Genomic DNA, 17,434 nt, shown 5'->3' on the forward strand with positions numbered 1-17,434 from the left:
GCCATTTCTTGGTCAAGGCGTGGTCAAATGCGCCATACCGCACGAAAGCGGACACACGTCAAGCCTTGTCCTGTCCGAAATGAGCCGCGACAGTCTGCGGGTCCACCCCGAGGTCGCTGCCAGTCGGCCGTGCCGCGCGCCATCCTCCTCGGGCTTGGGCTCCGTCCGTCCGACAAGGGCCGGCCTCTGCCCGGTCCGCTCTGACAAGGGAGTCGAGTTGAACAGGAAGACGACGATCGCAGCGATGGCCGCACTGGCCACCGCTGGCGTCGCGGTGGTGCCGATCGGCGCATCCGCGACGACGCAAGCCGGCGACCCCGGCTCAGCACCTTCGCGCAGCGCTCTGATGGCCGGCGAGCAGTCGGCCGCCCCCACGATGGCCCGCACCCTCGGTCTCGGCTCCGGCGAGCAGCTGGTGGTCAAGGACGTCATCCGCGACGCCAACGGCGCCACCCACATCCGGTACAACCGCACCTACGACGGCCTTCGCGTCGTCGGTGGCGACCTGGTCGTCCACGAGAGCCCGGCCGGCACCGTGCAGACGGTCGACAAGGCCGGCTCGGGCCGGGTCGCCGTCTCGTCGTTGACGCCAGCCCTGTCACCCGCCTCGGCCAAGAACACCGGGCAGTCGCTGGCCAAGGCCAGCAACGAGAAGTCGGCCGCCGAGCTCGTGGTCTACGCCGCCGGCCCGAGCCCGGTCCTGGCCTACGACGTGGTGACCACCGGCATGAAGGCCGACCAGACGCCGACCAGGCTGCACACCTTCGTGAACGCGAACAGCGGCGCGACGCTCGCGTCGTACGACGAGATCGAGACCGCGACGGGCAACTCGATCTACTCCGGCACCGTGTCCATCTCGACCAGCGGCAGTGGCAGCAGCTACACGATGACCGATACCACGCACGGGAACGGGACCACGACCGACCTCAAGGGCGCGACCTCGGGCAACGGCACGCTGTTCACCGACGCCGACAACGTCTGGGGCAACGGCTCGACGAGCGACCGCGCCTCGGCGGCCGTGGACGCGCACTACGGCGCGGCGGCGACGTTCGACTACTACAAGAACGTCCAGGGTCGCAACGGCATCTTCAACAACGGCACCGGGGTGCGCTCGCGGGTGCACTACGGCAACGCCTATGTGAACGCGTTCTGGGACGGCAGCCAGATGACGTACGGCGACGGCGCCGGCAACGCCGACCCGCTGGTCGAGATCGACGTGGCCGGGCACGAGATGAGCCACGGCGTCACCGAGAACACGGCCGGCCTGGCCTACACCGGTGACGCGGGCGGACTGAACGAGGCGACCTCCGACATCTTCGGAACCGCGGTGGAGTTCAACACGAACAACGCGTCGGACGTCGGCGACTACCTGATTGGCGAGAAGATCGACATCAACGGCAACGGGACGCCGTTGCGGTACATGGACAAGCCGTCCAAGGACGGCGGCAGCGTGGACTGCTGGTCCACCTCGACGAAGAACCTCGACCCGCACTACTCCTCCGGTGTCGGGAACCACTTCTTCTACCTGGCCAGCGAGGGCTCGGGCGCCAAGAGCATCAACGGCGTCTCGTACAACAGCCCGACCTGCAACGGATCCAGCGTCACCGGCATCGGCCGTCGGGCGGTGGAGCGCATCTGGTACCGCGCCCTGTCCACCTACATGGTGTCCACCGAGACCTACCCGATGGCCCGCAACAGCACCATCAAGGCCGCGATCGACCTGTACGGCGCCTCCAGCGCCGAGTGCGCGGGCGTGGCTGCGACCTGGACCGCACTGTCGGTGGCAGCCGGATCGGCTGCCTGTTCGACATCCACTCCGACCGGCACACCGACGGGGACCCCGACGACGACCCCGCCATCCGGGCAGAACCTGCTGCTCAACCCCGGCTTCGAGTCCGGCGCGGTGAACTGGACCGGCACCTCCGGCCCGGTCACCAACAACACCGGCCGACCCGCCCGCACCGGGTCCTGGAAGCTCTGGCTCGGCGGCAACGGCTCAGCCACCACCGAGACCGTCGGCCAGTCCGTCGCCGTCCCGGCCAGCGGCACGCCGACCCTGAGCTTCTGGATGCGCAGCGACACCGCCGAGAGCGGCTCCACGGTCTATGACACCATGAAGGCGCAGGTGGTCTCCGGCAGTACGACCACCACCCTGGCCACCTACTCCAACGTAGGAACCAACGCCACCTACACCCAGAAGTCCTTCGACCTTTCCGCCTACAAGGGCAAGACGGTCACCATCCGGTTCACCATGACCGAGGACTCCTCCCTGCAGACCAGCTGGGTCGTCGACGACACTTCGCTGACCAGCTGACCCGCCCCGCGACACCGCACCACCGCACCACCGCACCACCGCACCACCGCGACGTTGATCACGTTAGGTGGGTGAAGGCCCACTTCTGCAGGCGCAGAGCCCTCGAGAAGTGGCAACAACCCTCGACCTGTCGACGTCAGCCTCGGCCCGGCTACCTCACCCCGGTAGCCGGGCCGACGTGTGCGCGGCGACGCTCGGACCGAAAGGCCAGCGCTCCGGCGACCAGCGCCATCAGCACCCCGACCAGCTGGATCGCCTGCCCGGCAGCAACTGCCGCGCCCGAGTCGCCGGACAGGTTGTCCAGGCCCGTTGGACTGACCAGGAACCCCACGGTGACGAACAGGCCGAGGAACGCGCCCAGGCCCACCGCCCACGGCCGGCGCACGAACGCCACGACGGCAGCACCGGCCAGCAGGATCACCAGGCCGGGCGGCACGGCGACCGGGAAGTCCACGCCGGCGGCCCACAGCACCGCGATGCCCGAGCCGCCTACCAGCAGCCCGGTCATCGTCAGGATCCGCAGCGTCGACCGACGTTCGGGGGACTCACCGTTCTGGGCGGACATCAGGGGCTCCTCGCCTCGGGTCAGGACCGTGCAGCTCGATCCTGGCGGCGCACCGACGCCGGCGAATCGGCCCACGGGAGGGACTTCGAGTACGCCTTCGGGAGTAGCCGCCCGCAGGCATCAGCCGACGACCAGCCCAAGGCCGGCACGATCTGTGCTGAAGTGACCGGGTGGACGCCGCACAGGTCGCCAGCCGCTTCGGTCTCGGCGCACGCGCTCGGCTCTCCGACGGTCCCGTCTCGCGGGGCAAGCAGGGCGCCATCTGGCGGCTGGACACCGCCGACGGCAGCTGGGCGCTCAAGGTGCCCTTCCAGCCCCCCGCGGAGGACGACGTCCGCGCCTCGACGGTCTTCCACGAGTCGGCGTACGCCGCCGGGGTGCCCACCCCCAGAGTGCAGCGGACGACGGACGGCGCGGTGCTCGCCGACCTCGACGGCACCCGGCTGCGGGTCTACGAGTGGGTCGACCTGCTGCCCCCAGACATCGGGATCGACCCAGAGCTGGTGGGCGAGCTGCTGGCGACCATGCACCGAACCACCACCCCGGACGACGCCCCGCTCGACCCCTGGTTCCGCGAGCCAGTCGGCGCCGCCCGCTGGGACGCTCTGGTCCAGAGCCTGCGAGCCGCCGGCGCCCCGTTCGCCGAACGGCTGGCCGACCTGCGCGACGAGCTGGTCGCGCTCGAGTCGTGGATCGAGCCACCGCGCACGCTGGTCACCTGTCACCGCGACCTGTGGGCCGACAACCTCCTGCCCACGCCGGACGGCGGTGTGTGCGTGATCGACTGGGAGAACAGCGGTCCGGCCGATCCCCGACAGGAGCTCGGCTACGTGCTGTTCGAGTTCGCCCGCTCCGACCCCGGGCGCGCCCGTGCGCTGACCGGAGCCTATGCCTCGGCCGGCGGCACCGGCTGCGTCGCCGAGCGAGGCGACTTCTCGCTGCTCATCGCCATGCTCGGCCACATCACCGAGATCGCCGGGACCGACTGGCTCGAGCCGAACGTGCGCTCGCCGGACCGCTCCGACTCCGCCGCCTGGATCGGCGAGGTCCTCGACGAACCGCACACCCGCGCGCTACTCGACTCGCTGCTGACGGCCGTCGCCACGAGCTGACCGGGTCGCGCAGCACGTCCGAAGGATGAGACCGACTGTCCGATCCGCCCCGGTGCGGCTAGGCCAGTCGGCGGGATCGGCGCACAGACTGTCGTGTCTTGCTGACTGCACGAGTAGTGCGGGCCTACCGTTTCAGTTGGCGATGCGCCAAGCAGGACGGGAGGTCATGGCAGTGAGTGAAGGCGACCGTCGCACGATCGAACAGCTCAGCAACGAGCGCAACCAGATGAGGTGGTCCGTCGAGGCCGCCAAGGAGACGATCAGCTCGGTCCTTGCGCTACCCGAGCAGGAGGTCGGCCCGCAGGCCCGGGCGATGCTGCAGACCAGGCTGGACGCGCTCGAGACGCTCTGACCGCAAGGCCCGAGCAGCAGTACCCGAGCCGCAGACCAGTCGACGCCGCTGGTCGGCGAGAGCATGATCAGCGGGTGAACTCCCGTGAAGAGCTGCGAACCATGCTCGGCGGCTTCCGGATCTCTGCGGCGCTGGCTGTGGCCGCCGAGCTGGGGCTGTCCGACCACCTGTCGGCCGGACCGCGCAGCGTCGCCGACCTGGCCCGCGCCGTCAACGCCGACGAGGGAACCTTGCGACGCCTGCTGCGCGCCCTCGCCAACGTCGGCGTCTACGCCGAGCAGCCGGCGGACACGTTCGCCAACACGCCTGTGGGAGAAGGGCTTCGCTCGGACGTGCCCGCGACGATGCGACCGCTCGCGCGCACCCTGGCCGAGCCTGAGGTGTGGTCCGCGTGGGGCCACCTGATGCACAGCGTGCGCACCGGCGAGAACGCCTTCCAGGCGCTGAACGGCGTGGACGTCTGGACGCACCGACTCTCCAGGCCAGAGCAGAATGCCGTCTTCAACGCCAACATGACCGCGCTGAGCTCGATGGTGGCCGGGGCGGTCGCAGCGGCCTACGACTTCGCCGACCTCTCGAGCGTGGTGGACGTCGGTGGCGGGCAAGGCGTGCTGCTCGAGGCGGTGCTGGCGGCACATCCGCAGCTGACCGGCACGGTGTTCGACCAGGCCCACGTGGTGGCGCAGGCGCCGACGCCGGATGCGACGGCCTCGGTCGCCGAACGCTGGGCCGCGGCCTCCGGCAGCTTCTTCGAGTCGGTGCCGACCGCCGACGTGCACCTGCTCAAGTCGATCCTGCACGACTGGCCGGACGAGGAATGCCAACAGATCCTGGCCACCTGCCAGCGCGCGCTGCGCCCCGGCGGCGTGGTGCTCGTGGTCGAGACGGTGCTCGGCCGCCCCGGCTACGAGGTGGACGCCGCGTTCTCCGACCTCAACATGCTGGTGCTGCCCGGAGGGCGGGAGCGCACCGAGCAGGAGTACGCCGCGCTGTTCGCGGCGGCCGGGCTCCGACTGACCAGGGTCGTCGACACCGGCACCCGCTACTCGATCGTCGAGGGCGTCAGCGAATGACCATCACGGCGCCACTGCGCTCCCAGCGCATGACGTTGAGCAGCGAGGTGGTCGGCAGCGAGACGCACCCGGCGGTCCCGTGCCCGAGGTCGACGTGGAAGAAGATCGCCGACCCGCGGCCCGGCGTGCGCGACTCGTTGTAGCCGATCACCTGGGCGTAGTTGTAGGCCGGCGTGTTCAGCAGCTTCTCCGCGCTGTCCCAGCGGCCGCTGGCCGGCAGCCGTTGGTGGGTGTTGTAGAGCGAGGACGACGAGTCGTCGACCCAGACATCGCTGGAGTCGACCCGCAGCCATGAGCCGGTCGCCAGCCCAGGGTTGCCGTTCGCGCCGAAGCCACCGCGCAGCGGGAACGTCCCGGCCGGCGTCCGCAGGTCGCCTTCACGCTTGCTCGAGCTCACGCCGTTCTTGCCGACGTGCCCGGAGTAGGGGCCGAGCTCGAGGACGTAGTGGCTGCCGCTGCGCCGGCAGGCGCGCACGGTCGCACTGGAGCCGGACGAGGTCACCAACACCACCTGCCTGGCGGTGACGGACGACGACACCGAGCACGTGACAGCCGCCTGCTCGGTCGTCCTGGTCACTGTGGGCGTCGCCTTCTTGGTCGGCGTTGCCTTCCTGGTCGGCGTCGCCCTGCTGGTCGGCGTCGCCCTGCTGGTCGGCGTCGCCTTCCTGGCCGGCGTGGGCTTCCTGGTCGCGGTGTCGGATGGCGTGGGGGGCGTCGTGGTCGGCGGCTGCGTCGAGAACGTGGTGACCGCCGGCTGCGCCGGCCCGGCCGCGGCGTCCGACCGCTGGCCGCAGGCACTGAGCAGCGCCAGTCCCAGCAGCCCGGCCAGGGCTGCGGTGGAACCGTTGCGGCGCAGCATGATCAGCCGTCGAAGTGCTGGTAGTCGGGGTGCGACCAGCGGCCGCCCCAGGACATCCCCTGCCCGGTGAACGCGCGCACCGCCGCGCTCGAGCTGGACGAGAACACGCCCGGACGGGCGGACCGCCGGGAGGCGTAGTACGAGTCGGGGTAGATCGTCCCGTCGTCTGCGAGGTAGGGGTTCTCGAAGTCGTTGACGTCGATCGCGGTCCCGTAGGCGTGGTTGGAGTACTGCTTGCTGGACTCCTGGCCGCCGACGTACCGGCAGTTGAAGGCCGAGGTGTTGTCGGCGTCCATCGCGGCATAGTCGTTGGCCCCAGGGCCCTTCGGGTTCTTGCCCCAGGTCGAGTCCATAGGGCGTATCTGCCGGATCCGGAACTGCTGGCCGTACAACGAGGTGAACGCCCGCGCCGCCGCGGAGGCGACGGACTTGTTCACTACCAGCGCCCCGCGCGAACGCTTGCCGTCGAATCCCCAGAAGTTCACCGTGACGTAGCGCAGGCTGGAGCGGCCGACGGGGCAGCCCGAGGTCCACGAGTAGCCGACCATCCGGTTCCACACCGAGTCGGGTACCGACGACACCACGGCGTTCGCCCCATTCCCGACGGCAGGCGGGTTCTTCGGGAACCGCACGGTCGGCTGCGCCCCTGCGGCGGGGACGGCGGCCAGCGCGGTCGTCGTGGACGGCGCGGCCGAGGGTGTCGTCGTCGGGCTGGGGCTCTTCGTCGCCGTCTTGGTGGGCTTGACCGTCGTGGTGGGCTCGGGCTTGGGCGTCGGCGGCGCGGTCGTCGGCGTCGTCGGGGACGGCGCAGGGCTGACCGTCGTCGAGGTGGACGGCACCGCCGCGGCGTCGCTGGGGTCGTCGGACCCGCAGCCGCTGGCCAGCAGCGCGACCGCGGCCAGCCCGCCGAGGGCGCGGCCGGCAACCGCCCTCACGTGAAGAACACCGACCGGCGCTGCATGAGAAGGGCGTACAGGGTCTGCTGGATCGTCTCGCGCACCTGGTCGGTGATGTTGAAGACGAGCATCGGGTCGTCCGCCCCGCCCTCGAGCTCAGAGGTCTCGATCGGCGCGCCGAACTCGATGATCCACTTGCTGGGCAACGGAACCAGGCCGAGCGGACCGAGCCACGGGAAGGTCGGGGTCATCGGCAGGTAGGGCACGCCGAGCAGCCGGGCCAGGGACTTGAAGTTGCCGATGATCGGGTAGATCTCCTCGGCTCCGACGATCGAGCACGGCACGATCGGCACCCCGGCCTGCAGCGCCGCCGAGACGAAACCGCCGCGGCCGAAGCGCTGCAGCTTGTACCGCTCGCTGAACGGCTTGCCGATGCCCTTGAACCCCTCCGGCCAGACGCCGACGAGCTCGCCGGCGCGCAGCATCCGCTCGGCGTCGGACTGAGTGGCCAGCGTCGTGCCGGTCTTGCGCGCGAACGAGCCGATGAACGGGGTGGCGAAGACGAGGTCGGCGCCGAGCATTCGCAGGCTCCGCGAGGCCGGGTGCTCGTCGTGCACGGCCAGCTGCGTCATCAGCGAGTCCATCGCGATGGTGCCGGAGTGGTTGGCCACCACCAACGCGCCGCCGGTGGCCGGGATGTTCTCGATGCCACGCACCTCGACGCGGAACCAGCTGCGGTACAGCGGCCGCAGCGCCGGCAGGACGGCCTCGGTGAGGTCCGCGTCGAAGCCGAACTCGTCCACCGTGTAGTCCCCGGACAGCCTGCGGCGCAGGAACGACAGCGCCTGCGCGACGTGCCGGTCGACGTCCTTGACGCCGGCCCGGCGTCCCTCGGCGACCAGCGCCTCCACCACCGCCTCGACGGCGTACTGCACCATCGTCGCGGGGCTCAGCGAGCCGCCGTGGGTGGCCTTGTCACCCGGTGGGACGACCTCTGGCGCGGGGGGTTCGGCGGCCGGCACGAGCGGGGTGCCCCGACGACGGGCGCGCTCCCCCGACGCCCGCTGCGCACCGGCGGCGAGCACGTCGCTGCCCCGCGTGGCCCGGCTGGTCCGGCCGCGGTTCAGCGGGATCACCCGCGCCTGCGGTTCGCGGCTCATCCGACGTTCGCCTGTCGCTCGACCCAGCCCTGGGCGCTGCGGGCGGTCTCGACCAACCGAGGCATCAGCACCGGCTTCGGCCCGCGGCCGGCGTCCACGAAGGACTGGAAGGCCTGCATCGTGGTGTGCGCAGGCTCGAAGCCCAGCACCTCGCGCATCCGGCGGGTATCCAGACCACGGCCGTAGGCCAGCTGTTGCATCTGCTCGGGCGAGAAGTCGGCCAGGCGGGACCGGCGTACGACCTGGCCGACCCAGCCGCTGAGCTGCATCGGCACCGGGACCGTCATGCGCCCGGCCAGCCGGGCGGCCTGCGAGACGGTGATGACGCCGTCGCCGGCGACGTTGACCAGGCCGACGCCCTTCTCGACCACCGTGGCCGCGGCCAGGGCGTCCAACGCGTCCTCCTCGTGGACGAACTGCAGCCGTGCGTCGAAGCCGAGCATGGTGGGCACCACGGGCAGCGTGAAGTAGTCGGTCATGGTCGTCGAGATGCCAGGCCCGATGATGTTGGCGAACCGCAGCACCGAGACCTGGACGTCACCGCGTCGGCGGGAGAACCCGCGCACGTAGCCCTCGACCTCGACCGAGTCCTTGCCGAACCCCGAGCGCGGCAGCGACTTGGGGCCCATGTCCTCGCTGAACATGGCCGGGTCGCGCGGGGACGACCCGTAGACCGCTGCGCTGCTCTTGACCACCAGCCGCTGCACGCTGGGTGCCTTCTGGCAGGCAGCCAGCAGCTGCATCGTGCCGATCACGTTGATCTCTTTCATCGACACCCGCCCACCGGCGGAGGTGGGCGTCGCGATGACGTTGAGGTGCGCCACTGTGTCCACCCCGGCCTGGGCGATCACCTTGGCGATGATCGGGTTCCGGATGTCGGCTCGGACGAACTCGGCGTCCCCGATCGAGTGCGGCGGCGGGACGACGTCCACCCCGATCACCCGCTCGATGCCCGGGTGACGGGTGAGTCGGCGCGCGAAACGACCGCCCAAGTACCGGGACACCCCGGTGACCAGAACGACCTGTCCCACGTGTCACCGTCCTTGTTGGGCGCGGGGCTCGCACCCGGATCCAGTATGCGGACGGCCCCCGACCGATGGTCCGGGGGCCGCTTCGCTCACTTCTTGTTGCGACGCTGGTGACGCGTCTTGCGCAGCAGCTTGCGGTGCTTCTTCTTCGCCATCCGCTTGCGGCGCTTCTTGATGACCGAGCCCATATGTTCCCTCGTTCAGTGTCTGTCGGACGGTGCCTGGTCGCCGGAGCCACCTGGCAGCCACCGACCGAATCCCGGCCATCCTACCGCCATGAACGGGCACCCAGGGACGGCGGACGGCCGCCCCCTTCTGGGAGACGGCCGTCCGGGCCCGTGAATCAGGCGGTCTCGATGTAGGAGGTCTGGAGGTAGTCGTGCACCGCCTGCTCCGGAACGCGGAACGAACGGCCGACGCGGACGGCCGGCAGCTCCCCCGCGTGCACCAGCCGGTACACGGTCATCTTCGACACGCGCATGATCTGCGCCACCTCGGCGACGGTCAGGAACCGCACCTCGGAGAGCTTGTTGTCCTTCGGCATTGTCCACCGGTCCTCGGGCATGACACGCGGCACCGGCTTCCCCACCGGTGTCCGATCGTGTGAGACCAACTTTAGGGGCAGGAGTGACTCATGGGGAAGACCTAGATCAACATTCACCCGTCTGGTCAAGCACCGCGACCCCCGGCGTGTCGCCACGTCTCCACTTGTGATGGGTTTGGGGGGTCTCAGACGGCCCCGAGACCCCCAAAACCCATCACAAGTGGGGGACGCCTGGTGCGGGTCGGGGCGGGTCAGTCGAACCAGGCGTCCCGGCCGTGCAGCGGGAACACCGCCTTGCGGGTGGCCATGATGGCCCGGTCGACCGGGTCCTCGGGGTCGTAGCCGACCTCCCACGACCGCCACCACGGGTCCTTGCCGTCGCCCATGTGGGCCGGCCCCGGACGGCCCAGCCTCGTGCGGACGTGCTCCAGCCAGCCGGTCGGCACCTCGGTGGACGTCGGGACCGGGGTGTGCGCGGCGATGCCCACCAGGTGCGACCACGAGCGCGGGACGACGTCCACCACCTCGTACCCACCGCCGCCCAGCGCGAGCCACCGGCCACCCGAGACCGTGTGGGCCAGGTCGTGCAGGCACTGCTGCGCCAAGCGCTGGGCGTCAACCGAGACGGCGAGGTGCGCGAGGGGGTCCATGAAGTGGCTGTCGCAGCCGTGCTGGGTGACCAGGACGTCAGGCTCGAACGCCGTGACCAGCGGCGGAACCACGGCGTGCAGGGCACGCAGCCACCCGGCGTCCGACGTACCGGGCGGCAGGGCCACGTTGACCGCCGAGCCCGGCGCCCCCGGCCCGCCGACGTCGTCCGGGAAGCCTGTGCCGGGAAACAGCACCCGGCCGCTCTCGTGCAGCGAGATGGTCAACACCCGCGGGTCGTCCCAGAAGATCCGTTCGACCCCGTCGCCGTGGTGCACGTCGACGTCCACGTAGGCCACCCGCTGGGCTCCCAGGTCGAGCAGCCGCTGGATCGCCACCGCGACGTCGTTGTAGACGCAGAACCCGCTGGCCCGGTCGCGCATCGCGTGGTGCAGGCCGCCGCAGAAGTTCACGCCGTGCTCGATCTCGCCCCGCCAGATCGCCTCAGCCAGGTCGACGCTGCCCTGCACCACCCGGGCACTGGCCTCGTGCATGCCCTCGAACGCCGGGTCGTCCTCGGTGCCCAGCCCCCGCGACTGGTCCGCGGACGACGGGTCGGCGGCCGCAGCGCGCACCGCCGCGACGTAGTCCAGGTCGTGCACGGTGCCCAGCAGCGCGTCGTCCGCCGGCTGCGCACTGACCACCTCGACCCGGCGCGGGTCGTCGAACAGCCCCAGCTCACGGCAGAGTCGCGCGGTCAGGTCGAGCCGGAGCGGGTCCATCGGGTGCGCCGCGCCGAAGTCGTAGCGGGTGAACTGGTCGTCCCAGACCACCCGCAGCTGCGTCGCCATGTCGCGAACGCTACCCGGCGCGGTGTACTCGTGCCGGACGCGCCGGACCGGCACGATGTGTGCAGGCCCGTCGGCGAGGGGAGGGACGTGATGGCCACCAGGTCGACCACGTCCCCTGACCTGACCCGGGTCGGCGGTCCGGTGGGCTGGGTCCGCGCTCGCATCGACATCGCCGCGCGGCAGTCCCCGGCCCGGCTGGCGCTGAGCGTGTTCGCGCTGGTCATCGGGGTCTTCACCGCGCTGCTGTCGCTGCCTGCGGCCACCTCGTCCGGACAGCGGGCGCCGTTCGCCGACGCGCTGTTCACCGCGGCGTCCGCGGTCTGTGTGACCGGCCTGACCACGGTAGACACCGCGACCTACTGGTCGGGGCTCGGCCAGGTGCTGATCATGGTCGCGATCAAGATCGGCGGCCTGGGCATCATCACCCTGGCGTCCCTGCTCGGCCTGGCGGTGGCCCGGCGGCTCGGACTGCGCCAACGGCTGATCGCGGCGAGTGAGACCAAGGCGCTGCGGCTGGCCGACGTGCGCGGGCTGCTGCGGGCCGTGGTGATCATGTCGACGTCGCTGGAGCTGGCCATCGCGGTGGTGCTGCTGCCGAGCTTCCTGGCCGAGGGCGACGGGCTGGGCACCGCCCTTTACCACTCGTTGTTCTACGGGATCAGCTCGTTCAACAACGCCGGCTTCTCGGTCACCCAGGGCGGCGCAGAGGCTTGGTCCGGCAACCCGTTCGTGCTCGGTCCACTGGCGATCGGCGTCTTCATGGGCAGCCTGGGCTTCCCGGTCGTGCTCACCGTGGCGAACAACCTGAGGCGCAAGGACGGCGTCCGGCGGGGTCGGCGCGGCTGGAACCTGCACACCCGGCTCACCCTGGTCACCACGCTCGTCGTGCTCGTGGTGGCTATCGTCGGGTTCGCCGCGTTCGAGTGGACCAACCCGGGCACCCTCGGCTCGATGAGCTTCGGCGACCGCGTGCTGAACTCGGTCTTCGCCGGGGTGATGCCGCGTTCCGGGGGTTTCTCCGCCGTCCCGGTGAACGAGATGCACGAGACCACCTGGGCGTTCCAGGACCTGCTGATGTTCATCGGTGGCGGCAGCGCGTCCACCGCGGGCGGGATCAAGGTCACCACCCTGGCCGTGCTCGTGCTGGCCACGGTCGCCGAGGCGCGCGGTGACCGCGACGTCGAGGCGTTCGGACGCCGGATCCCGCACGGCAGCCTGCGGCTGGCCGTCACGGTGCTGCTGGCCGGCGCCACCCTGGTGCTGGTGTCGGCGCTGGCCCTGCTGGCGATCAGCGGTCGGTCGCTGGACGTCGTCCTGTTCGAGACGGTGTCGGCGTTCGGCACCTGCGGGCTGTCCACCGGGCTGAGCGCCGAGCTGCCGAGCTCGGGCAAGTACGTGCTGACCGCCCTGATGTTCGCCGGGCGTACCGGCACCATGACCCTGGCTGCGGCGCTGGCCCTGCGGGACCGTCGTCGCGTCGTCCGGCTACCGGAAGAAAGGCCCGTCGTTGGCTAGCAAGGAACCCACGGGGCAGGCGGTGCTCGTCGTCGGGCTCGGCCGGTTCGGCAGCTCGATCGCGGAGGCGCTGGACCGGATGGGCCATGAGGTGCTGGCGGTCGACAAGGACCCGGCGATCGTGCAGGAGTGGTCCGGGCGGCTCACGCACGTCGTCGAGGCCGACTCGGCGACCGAGGAGGCGCTTCGCCAGATCGGGGCGGCCGACTTCTCGATCGCGGTGGTCGGGATCGGGACGTCGATCGAGTCGTCCGTGCTGACCACGGTGACGTTGTCCGACCTGGGGATCAAGCAGATCTGGGCCAAGGCGATCACCCCGGCGCACGGCAAGATCCTCGAGCGGATCGGTGCAACCAAGGTGGTCTATCCGGAGCGGGACGCGGGCGAACGGGTCGCGCACCTGGTGTCCGGCACGCTGATGGACTTCATCGAGTTCGACGACGGGTTCGCGATCGTCAAGATGGCGCCCCCGCAGGAGACTCGCGGCTTCACGCTGGCCGAGTCGCAGGTGCGGGCCAAGTACGGCGTCACGGTAGTGGGGGTGAAGTCACCGAACCAGGACTTCACCTACGCGGTGGCGAGCACCAAGATCAGCGCGCACGACCTGCTGATCGTCAGCGGCCAGACCAGGCTGATCGAACGCTTCGCCGCCCGCCCCTGAGGCCTCCGCCCTTGCTCCACCCCGCCTGGCTTGCTCCGCCCAGCCCGCTCGAGAGCGCTCCCACGGCGGGTTGAGGTGAGCAAACCGGGCGGAATGGAGCAAGCCTTGGGGGCGGGCGGCGGGAGGGTCAGAGGGTCGTGGTGGGGACCCAGCCGGGGTCGTCGCCCAGCGGGAGAACCATCGCCAGCTCCTCGACGTCCGCGTCGTTGGTCATCGCACGGCGCTCGTCGGCCGGACGGAACCCGGCGCTGCTGAAGAACGCGACGGCGCGGCCGTTGTCGGTGGACACCCAGAGCTTGATCGCGCGCTGCCCGGTCAGGCGGGCGTGCTCGCCGGCCGCCTGGGTCAGCTGCCAGGCCACGCCCTTGCCTCGGTAGGCAGGCTCGACCCACATGCCGAACAGCTCGGCCACGTCGTGCTCACTGGCCTGACCGACCGAGACGATGGCCACGGACTCGCCGTCGACCTCGGCCACCAGTCGGGCCGAGCGACCCATCCGCAGCCGCCAGAAGGCCTCGTCATAAGCGCTCTCCTCGTCGTAGGACGAGGCGAACGCGTCGGGCGCGTCCTGCAGAGCGGCCAGCCGGAGCCGGCGGTACGTGTTCCAGCCGTCGCCGTCGAGGGCGCGCACGGTGACCTCACTCATGCACGTAGCGTGGCAGAAGCGGGCCGCGTTGCGCCGCCCGGGTGGTCCCGAATGCGCCGCCGCGTGATATTTGCAGGTCCGTACCGCCGTTGCCGATGCAACTAAGAGGAAGGTAAAGGCCAAGAGGAGCGGAAACGGTGTCGGCGGCGAAGGTGAACCACGGGGGCACGATGGTGCTGCGCCCGCAGTTCGGGCCGTACATGAGCATCGTCTTCGCCGCGCATGCCAAGTACCTGGACGGCGACTCCGAAGGCGCCCTGCGCGACGCGGGCGCCGCGATGCTCCTGGTCAAGGGAGCCGGCGACCATCTCAGCGAGCGCTTCCTGGAGTACACGCTCTGCTCGGCCCTTCGCGAGCAGGGGCGGCACGAGGAGGTGGTCGACCGTGCCACCGAGCTGCTCGACCGGATCGGGGACGACGACCCCGTGTGGCGGGCCAAGGCGCTGGCCGTCCAGGCGCACGCGCTGGCCTCGCTGAGCCGCATCGCCCAGGCCATGGACGCCGTCAGCGAGGCGGAGCACCTTCTCGCCCAGCATGGCAGCGGCACCTACAACCACCTGTCCGCCACGCTCGCGCTCGCGATCGCCCTACAGCCGCTGCGCGGCTTCGAGCTCGCGCTGAGCCAGCTCAACGCGATCCTTCCGCTGTACCCGGGGTACGGCACCTACATCGCCGGCGAGATGTCCCTGGTCGAGGCGCACTGGGCTGCCACGCTGGACCTCGCCGCACTCCACGACGAGGCCACCGGCCACTACCGCGCCTGCCAGTCCTACGCCCTGCGCACCCGGCAGGCCGCGCAGGACGAGGAGGACCCCGAGTTCGGACAGCTGCGGGCGGACGTCTACGAGGCCTTCGTGCTGGCCCGGCTCGGCGAGCACGAGCGCGCCCGCGCGATGCTGCTGCCGATCCCGGACGACGACCTGCGGGCGGACTACCCCGAGCACGACCTGGCTTACATCACGATCGGCCGGATCGCGATGGCCCAGGGGTTCCCGGACCGTGCCCGCAAGCACTTCCAGCGGGTCGTCCACACCGCCGAGCGCACCGGGCGGGACCTGTGGCGCTCCGTGGCGCTGCACGCGCTCGCCGAGGTCGAGGAGGCCGTGCACGGCGAGCACCCCGCGCACGCGTGGTGGCGCAGCCAGGTGGTGTCCCTGCACCAGCAGGCCGTGCACGAGGCCGACACCCGGGCTCGGGAGCTGCGCGAGCGTGCCCTGGTCCGCCAGCTCCGCGAGACCAGCGACGCGATGAGCCGGGCCGCCTTGCTGGACCCGCTGACCGGACTGGCCAACCGCCGGGCGCTCACGGAGTTCATGCTCGACGACGGCTCCGAGCGGGGGGCCGTCTTCGTCGACGTCGACTACTTCAAGGAGGTCAACGACCGGTTCTCCCACGAGGTCGGCGACACGGTGCTGCAGCGGGTTGCGGAGCTGCTCACCGCGTCCTGCCGCGGCGACGACCTAGTGGTCCGCTACGGCGGGGACGAGTTCCTGCTGATCTGCCCGGGCGGCGCCGCCGGGGCCAACGCCGTCGCCTACCGGGCACACGCGGCCGTCCGCCGGGAGGACTGGACGGCGGTCGCCGCCGACCTGATGGTCACGGTGTCGGTCGGCGTGGCCGTCTCGGCCGTCGGCCGCGAAGCACTCAGGATGGCCGACGCCGCGCTGTACCGGGCCAAGAGCGCCGGCCGCGACCAGGTGGCCGAGGCCGCCTAGCGCAGGACGTTCGGACGACGGCGCCACGTGTCGCGCAGCGCCTTCGGGGCGATCCCGCCACCCCAGACCACGATCCCGGTGATACCGGCGGCCGGGGCCACCAAGAGTGCCGCGACGAACGCGGCGAGGGGCAACAGCACCAGCACCGTGACGACGAGGCGGCCCACCGGGCCGAAGGTGACGTCCGTGGCCTGGAACCGGGAGGTGCGTGCAGAGCCCGGCGGCGGCTGGGTCGTGCCGGTTTGAGGCGCAGCGCCGAGGGGCGCGAAGCGGCCTGCCGCAGAGCTCGCCGCCACTGAGCTGCCAACCGGTGCGAAGCACAGGTGGCACCAGGGCGCGCCCTCCACCAGCCGGGCGCCGCAGGCACACGACGTCCTGATCTCGTCCACACTCCACCGTCGACACCGCCGGTGGCAGCCTTGAGGCGCTAGAGCACCCGGGCCAGCTCGATCTCGACCCGACCGTCGTCCTGCGGTTCGGTGCGCCCGGTGGAGGTGAACCCGCAGCGGCCGTACAGCGCCTCGGCGGCGCCGTTGCCCTGCACCACCCACAAGACCACCCGGCGTCCGTGCAGGGCGCGCCAGGTCGCGACTGCGGTCTCGATCAGCTGCGCACCGACGCCTCGCCCGCGGGCCTCCGGATCGACCCACATGCCGGTGATCTCTGCGTCGCGGGCCGTCTCCTCGTCGGCGCGCAGGGTCACCGTGCCGACCGATCGGTCGCCGAGCACCGCGTGCCAGGTGGTGGCGGTCTCCAGCCGGCTGCGCCAGCGGGCCTCGTCGAAGGCCAGCGCGTCGGCCACCGTGGAGCCGAAGGCCCGCGGGGCCTGGGCGAGTGAGGCGATCCGGACGTCGCGGGCGCGCTCCCAGTCGTCCGGGCCGAGCCGGACGACGACCGCGCGCAGCCGGGTCGGCTGGGTCTCGGCGATCCGCGAGTCCCACTGCGTCAGAAAGGAGTCCAGGTCGAGCCGCAGCACGTCGTCGTCCTCGGCCAGCTCCTCGGCCAGGCCCAGCAGCGACGGGCTGTGCGTGGCGTAGGCGCGGGTGGCCGTCGCGCCACGACCGCGGGTGCGCAGGTACCGGCTGAGGGTGAGCGCCTCGGCCACCACGGCCAGCCCGGCGCTGTCGTCGGTCAACGGGCCTACGTGCTCCGGCCAGCGCTGCGCCAGGAACGGGTGGGTGCGATGGGTGGCCCACAGACCGTGCCAGAGCGGGTCGACCGCCGCGTACTCGACCCTGGCCACCCGGCGCAAGGCGATCGCGGACGCGCACAGCGTGCAGGGTTCCAGCGACGTGCGCACCACGACGCCGGTGCGCGGCACGTCGTCCGGCAGTGCGGCGAGTGCGTTCAGCTCGGCGTGCCCGAGCGAGCTGCCATCGAGCTGGCGGAACAGCGCCTCGGTGTCACCGCCGCGGTTGCGGCCCTCGGTGAGCAGCTGCCCGTCGGCATCCAGGGTGATCGCGCCGACTCCCCAGCCACCGGTGACGTAGGACTCCCACGCGAGCTCAAACACCTTGCGCCACAACGGGTCCGGGAAGATGAGGGACATCAGACG

At 71.1% G+C, this 17,434-nt stretch carries 19 protein-coding genes; 8 read left to right on the forward strand and 11 right to left on the reverse strand.

What is annotated here, in order from left to right:
* Positions 1-217: 217 nt before the first annotated feature.
* Positions 218-2,314: a M4 family metallopeptidase gene (locus ACPPVT_RS20470; protein ID WP_426563546.1), complete on the forward strand. Its 2,097-nt coding sequence runs from the start codon at positions 218-220 to the stop codon at positions 2,312-2,314.
* A 151-nt stretch (positions 2,315-2,465) separates the two neighbouring features.
* Here the strand turns inward: ACPPVT_RS20470 and ACPPVT_RS20475 are convergent, their stop codons facing one another.
* Complete coding sequence (locus tag ACPPVT_RS20475; protein WP_426563548.1) at positions 2,466-2,879, reverse strand: hypothetical protein; 414 nt, start codon at positions 2,877-2,879, stop codon at positions 2,466-2,468.
* A gap of 170 nt (positions 2,880-3,049) precedes the next feature.
* On the opposite strand from ACPPVT_RS20475, the gene ACPPVT_RS20480 reads away from it, so the two are divergent.
* From ACPPVT_RS20480 to ACPPVT_RS20490, 3 genes are all read left to right on the forward strand, one after another.
* Positions 3,050-3,991 (forward strand): phosphotransferase enzyme family protein, encoded by a 942-nt coding sequence (locus ACPPVT_RS20480; RefSeq protein ID WP_426563550.1) that lies wholly within the window; start codon positions 3,050-3,052, stop codon positions 3,989-3,991.
* Positions 3,992-4,163: 172 nt separating this feature from the next.
* Positions 4,164-4,343, forward strand: coding sequence for a hypothetical protein (locus tag ACPPVT_RS20485; protein WP_426563552.1), 180 nt, complete (start codon positions 4,164-4,166; stop codon positions 4,341-4,343).
* Positions 4,344-4,417: 74 nt separating this feature from the next.
* Positions 4,418-5,416 (forward strand): methyltransferase, encoded by a 999-nt coding sequence (locus ACPPVT_RS20490; protein WP_426563554.1) that lies wholly within the window; start codon positions 4,418-4,420, stop codon positions 5,414-5,416.
* Here ACPPVT_RS20490 and ACPPVT_RS20495 read toward each other — a convergent pair.
* On the reverse strand, positions 5,406-5,918 hold the full coding sequence (locus tag ACPPVT_RS20495; RefSeq protein ID WP_426563556.1) for a L,D-transpeptidase family protein: 513 nt from the start codon (positions 5,916-5,918) through the stop codon (positions 5,406-5,408). The genes ACPPVT_RS20490 and ACPPVT_RS20495 overlap by 11 nt on opposite strands.
* A 19-nt stretch (positions 5,919-5,937) precedes the next feature.
* Here ACPPVT_RS20495 and ACPPVT_RS20500 point away from each other — a divergent pair, with 19 nt between their 5' ends.
* Positions 5,938-6,345 (forward strand): hypothetical protein, encoded by a 408-nt coding sequence (locus ACPPVT_RS20500; RefSeq protein WP_426563557.1) that lies wholly within the window; start codon positions 5,938-5,940, stop codon positions 6,343-6,345.
* On the opposite strand, the gene ACPPVT_RS20505 is transcribed toward ACPPVT_RS20500, so the two are convergent.
* From ACPPVT_RS20505 to ACPPVT_RS20530, 6 genes are all read right to left on the reverse strand, one after another.
* Positions 6,278-7,210 (reverse strand): M15 family metallopeptidase, encoded by a 933-nt coding sequence (locus ACPPVT_RS20505; RefSeq protein WP_426563559.1) that lies wholly within the window; start codon positions 7,208-7,210, stop codon positions 6,278-6,280. The genes ACPPVT_RS20500 and ACPPVT_RS20505 overlap by 68 nt on opposite strands.
* The gene (locus tag ACPPVT_RS20510) at positions 7,207-8,331 is read right to left on the reverse strand and encodes a lysophospholipid acyltransferase family protein (RefSeq protein ID WP_426563561.1); all 1,125 of its coding nucleotides are present in this window, start codon (positions 8,329-8,331) and stop codon (positions 7,207-7,209) included. Before ACPPVT_RS20510 ends, ACPPVT_RS20505 begins: the two co-directional genes overlap by 4 nt.
* Complete coding sequence (locus ACPPVT_RS20515; RefSeq protein WP_426563563.1) at positions 8,328-9,362, reverse strand: NAD-dependent epimerase/dehydratase family protein; 1,035 nt, start codon at positions 9,360-9,362, stop codon at positions 8,328-8,330. The genes ACPPVT_RS20510 and ACPPVT_RS20515 overlap by 4 nt, the downstream gene beginning before the upstream one ends.
* 86 nt (positions 9,363-9,448) lie before the next feature.
* On the reverse strand, positions 9,449-9,547 hold the full coding sequence (locus tag ACPPVT_RS20520) for a 30S ribosomal protein bS22 (protein WP_003792170.1): 99 nt from the start codon (positions 9,545-9,547) through the stop codon (positions 9,449-9,451).
* Between the two features lie 155 nt (positions 9,548-9,702).
* Positions 9,703-9,924 carry a helix-turn-helix domain-containing protein gene (locus ACPPVT_RS20525; RefSeq protein ID WP_426563566.1) on the reverse strand — a complete coding sequence of 74 codons (222 nt, stop codon included), beginning with the start codon at positions 9,922-9,924 and terminating at the stop codon, positions 9,703-9,705.
* Positions 9,925-10,154: 230 nt separating this feature from the next.
* Positions 10,155-11,342 (reverse strand): acetoin utilization protein AcuC, encoded by a 1,188-nt coding sequence (locus ACPPVT_RS20530; protein WP_426563568.1) that lies wholly within the window; start codon positions 11,340-11,342, stop codon positions 10,155-10,157.
* 90 nt (positions 11,343-11,432) lie between these two features.
* Between ACPPVT_RS20530 and ACPPVT_RS20535 the strand changes: the two genes are divergently transcribed.
* Together ACPPVT_RS20535 and ACPPVT_RS20540 are read left to right on the forward strand one after the other, a co-directional pair.
* Entirely contained in the window at positions 11,433-12,857 is a 1,425-nt protein-coding gene (locus ACPPVT_RS20535; RefSeq protein ID WP_426563570.1) for a TrkH family potassium uptake protein, read from the forward strand.
* A complete protein-coding gene (locus ACPPVT_RS20540) occupies positions 12,850-13,518 on the forward strand; it encodes a potassium channel family protein (protein ID WP_426563572.1) in 669 nt (222 codons plus the stop codon). The genes ACPPVT_RS20535 and ACPPVT_RS20540 overlap by 8 nt, the downstream gene beginning before the upstream one ends.
* A 127-nt stretch (positions 13,519-13,645) precedes the next feature.
* Here the strand turns inward: ACPPVT_RS20540 and ACPPVT_RS20545 are convergent, their stop codons facing one another.
* Complete coding sequence (locus tag ACPPVT_RS20545) at positions 13,646-14,164, reverse strand: GNAT family N-acetyltransferase (protein ID WP_426563574.1); 519 nt, start codon at positions 14,162-14,164, stop codon at positions 13,646-13,648.
* Between the two features lie 137 nt (positions 14,165-14,301).
* Here ACPPVT_RS20545 and ACPPVT_RS20550 point away from each other — a divergent pair, with 137 nt between their 5' ends.
* Positions 14,302-15,879: a diguanylate cyclase gene (locus ACPPVT_RS20550; RefSeq protein ID WP_426563576.1), complete on the forward strand. Its 1,578-nt coding sequence runs from the start codon at positions 14,302-14,304 to the stop codon at positions 15,877-15,879.
* On the opposite strand, the gene ACPPVT_RS20555 is transcribed toward ACPPVT_RS20550, so the two are convergent.
* Complete coding sequence (locus ACPPVT_RS20555; RefSeq protein ID WP_426563578.1) at positions 15,876-16,268, reverse strand: hypothetical protein; 393 nt, start codon at positions 16,266-16,268, stop codon at positions 15,876-15,878. The genes ACPPVT_RS20550 and ACPPVT_RS20555 overlap by 4 nt on opposite strands.
* Positions 16,269-16,306: 38 nt before the next feature.
* Positions 16,307-17,428, reverse strand: a complete 1,122-nt coding sequence (locus ACPPVT_RS20560; RefSeq protein WP_426563580.1) for a GNAT family N-acetyltransferase — start codon at positions 17,426-17,428, stop codon at positions 16,307-16,309.
* Positions 17,429-17,434: the final 6 nt, after the last annotated feature.

The sequence above is a fragment of the Angustibacter sp. McL0619 genome, assembly GCF_049994355.1.
Lineage (GTDB): Bacteria > Actinomycetota > Actinomycetes > Actinomycetales > Angustibacteraceae > Angustibacter.

Excerpts from the sequence above, each read along its gene's own strand:
- ACPPVT_RS20475 (WP_426563548.1), bottom strand. The coding sequence starts at position 2,879 with ATGTCCGCCCAGAACGGTGAGTCCCCCGAACGTCGGTCGACGCTGCGG.
- ACPPVT_RS20510 (WP_426563561.1), bottom strand. The coding sequence starts at position 8,331 with ATGAGCCGCGAACCGCAGGCGCGGGTGATCCCGCTGAACCGCGGCCGG.
- ACPPVT_RS20520 (WP_003792170.1), bottom strand. The coding sequence starts at position 9,547 with ATGGGCTCGGTCATCAAGAAGCGCCGCAAGCGGATGGCGAAGAAGAAG.
- ACPPVT_RS20525 (WP_426563566.1), bottom strand. The coding sequence starts at position 9,924 with ATGCCCGAGGACCGGTGGACAATGCCGAAGGACAACAAGCTCTCCGAG.
- ACPPVT_RS20530 (WP_426563568.1), bottom strand. The coding sequence starts at position 11,342 with ATGGCGACGCAGCTGCGGGTGGTCTGGGACGACCAGTTCACCCGCTAC.
- ACPPVT_RS20535 (WP_426563570.1), top strand. The coding sequence starts at position 11,433 with ATGGCCACCAGGTCGACCACGTCCCCTGACCTGACCCGGGTCGGCGGT.
- ACPPVT_RS20545 (WP_426563574.1), bottom strand. The coding sequence starts at position 14,164 with ATGAGTGAGGTCACCGTGCGCGCCCTCGACGGCGACGGCTGGAACACG.
- ACPPVT_RS20560 (WP_426563580.1), bottom strand. The coding sequence starts at position 17,428 with ATGTCCCTCATCTTCCCGGACCCGTTGTGGCGCAAGGTGTTTGAGCTC.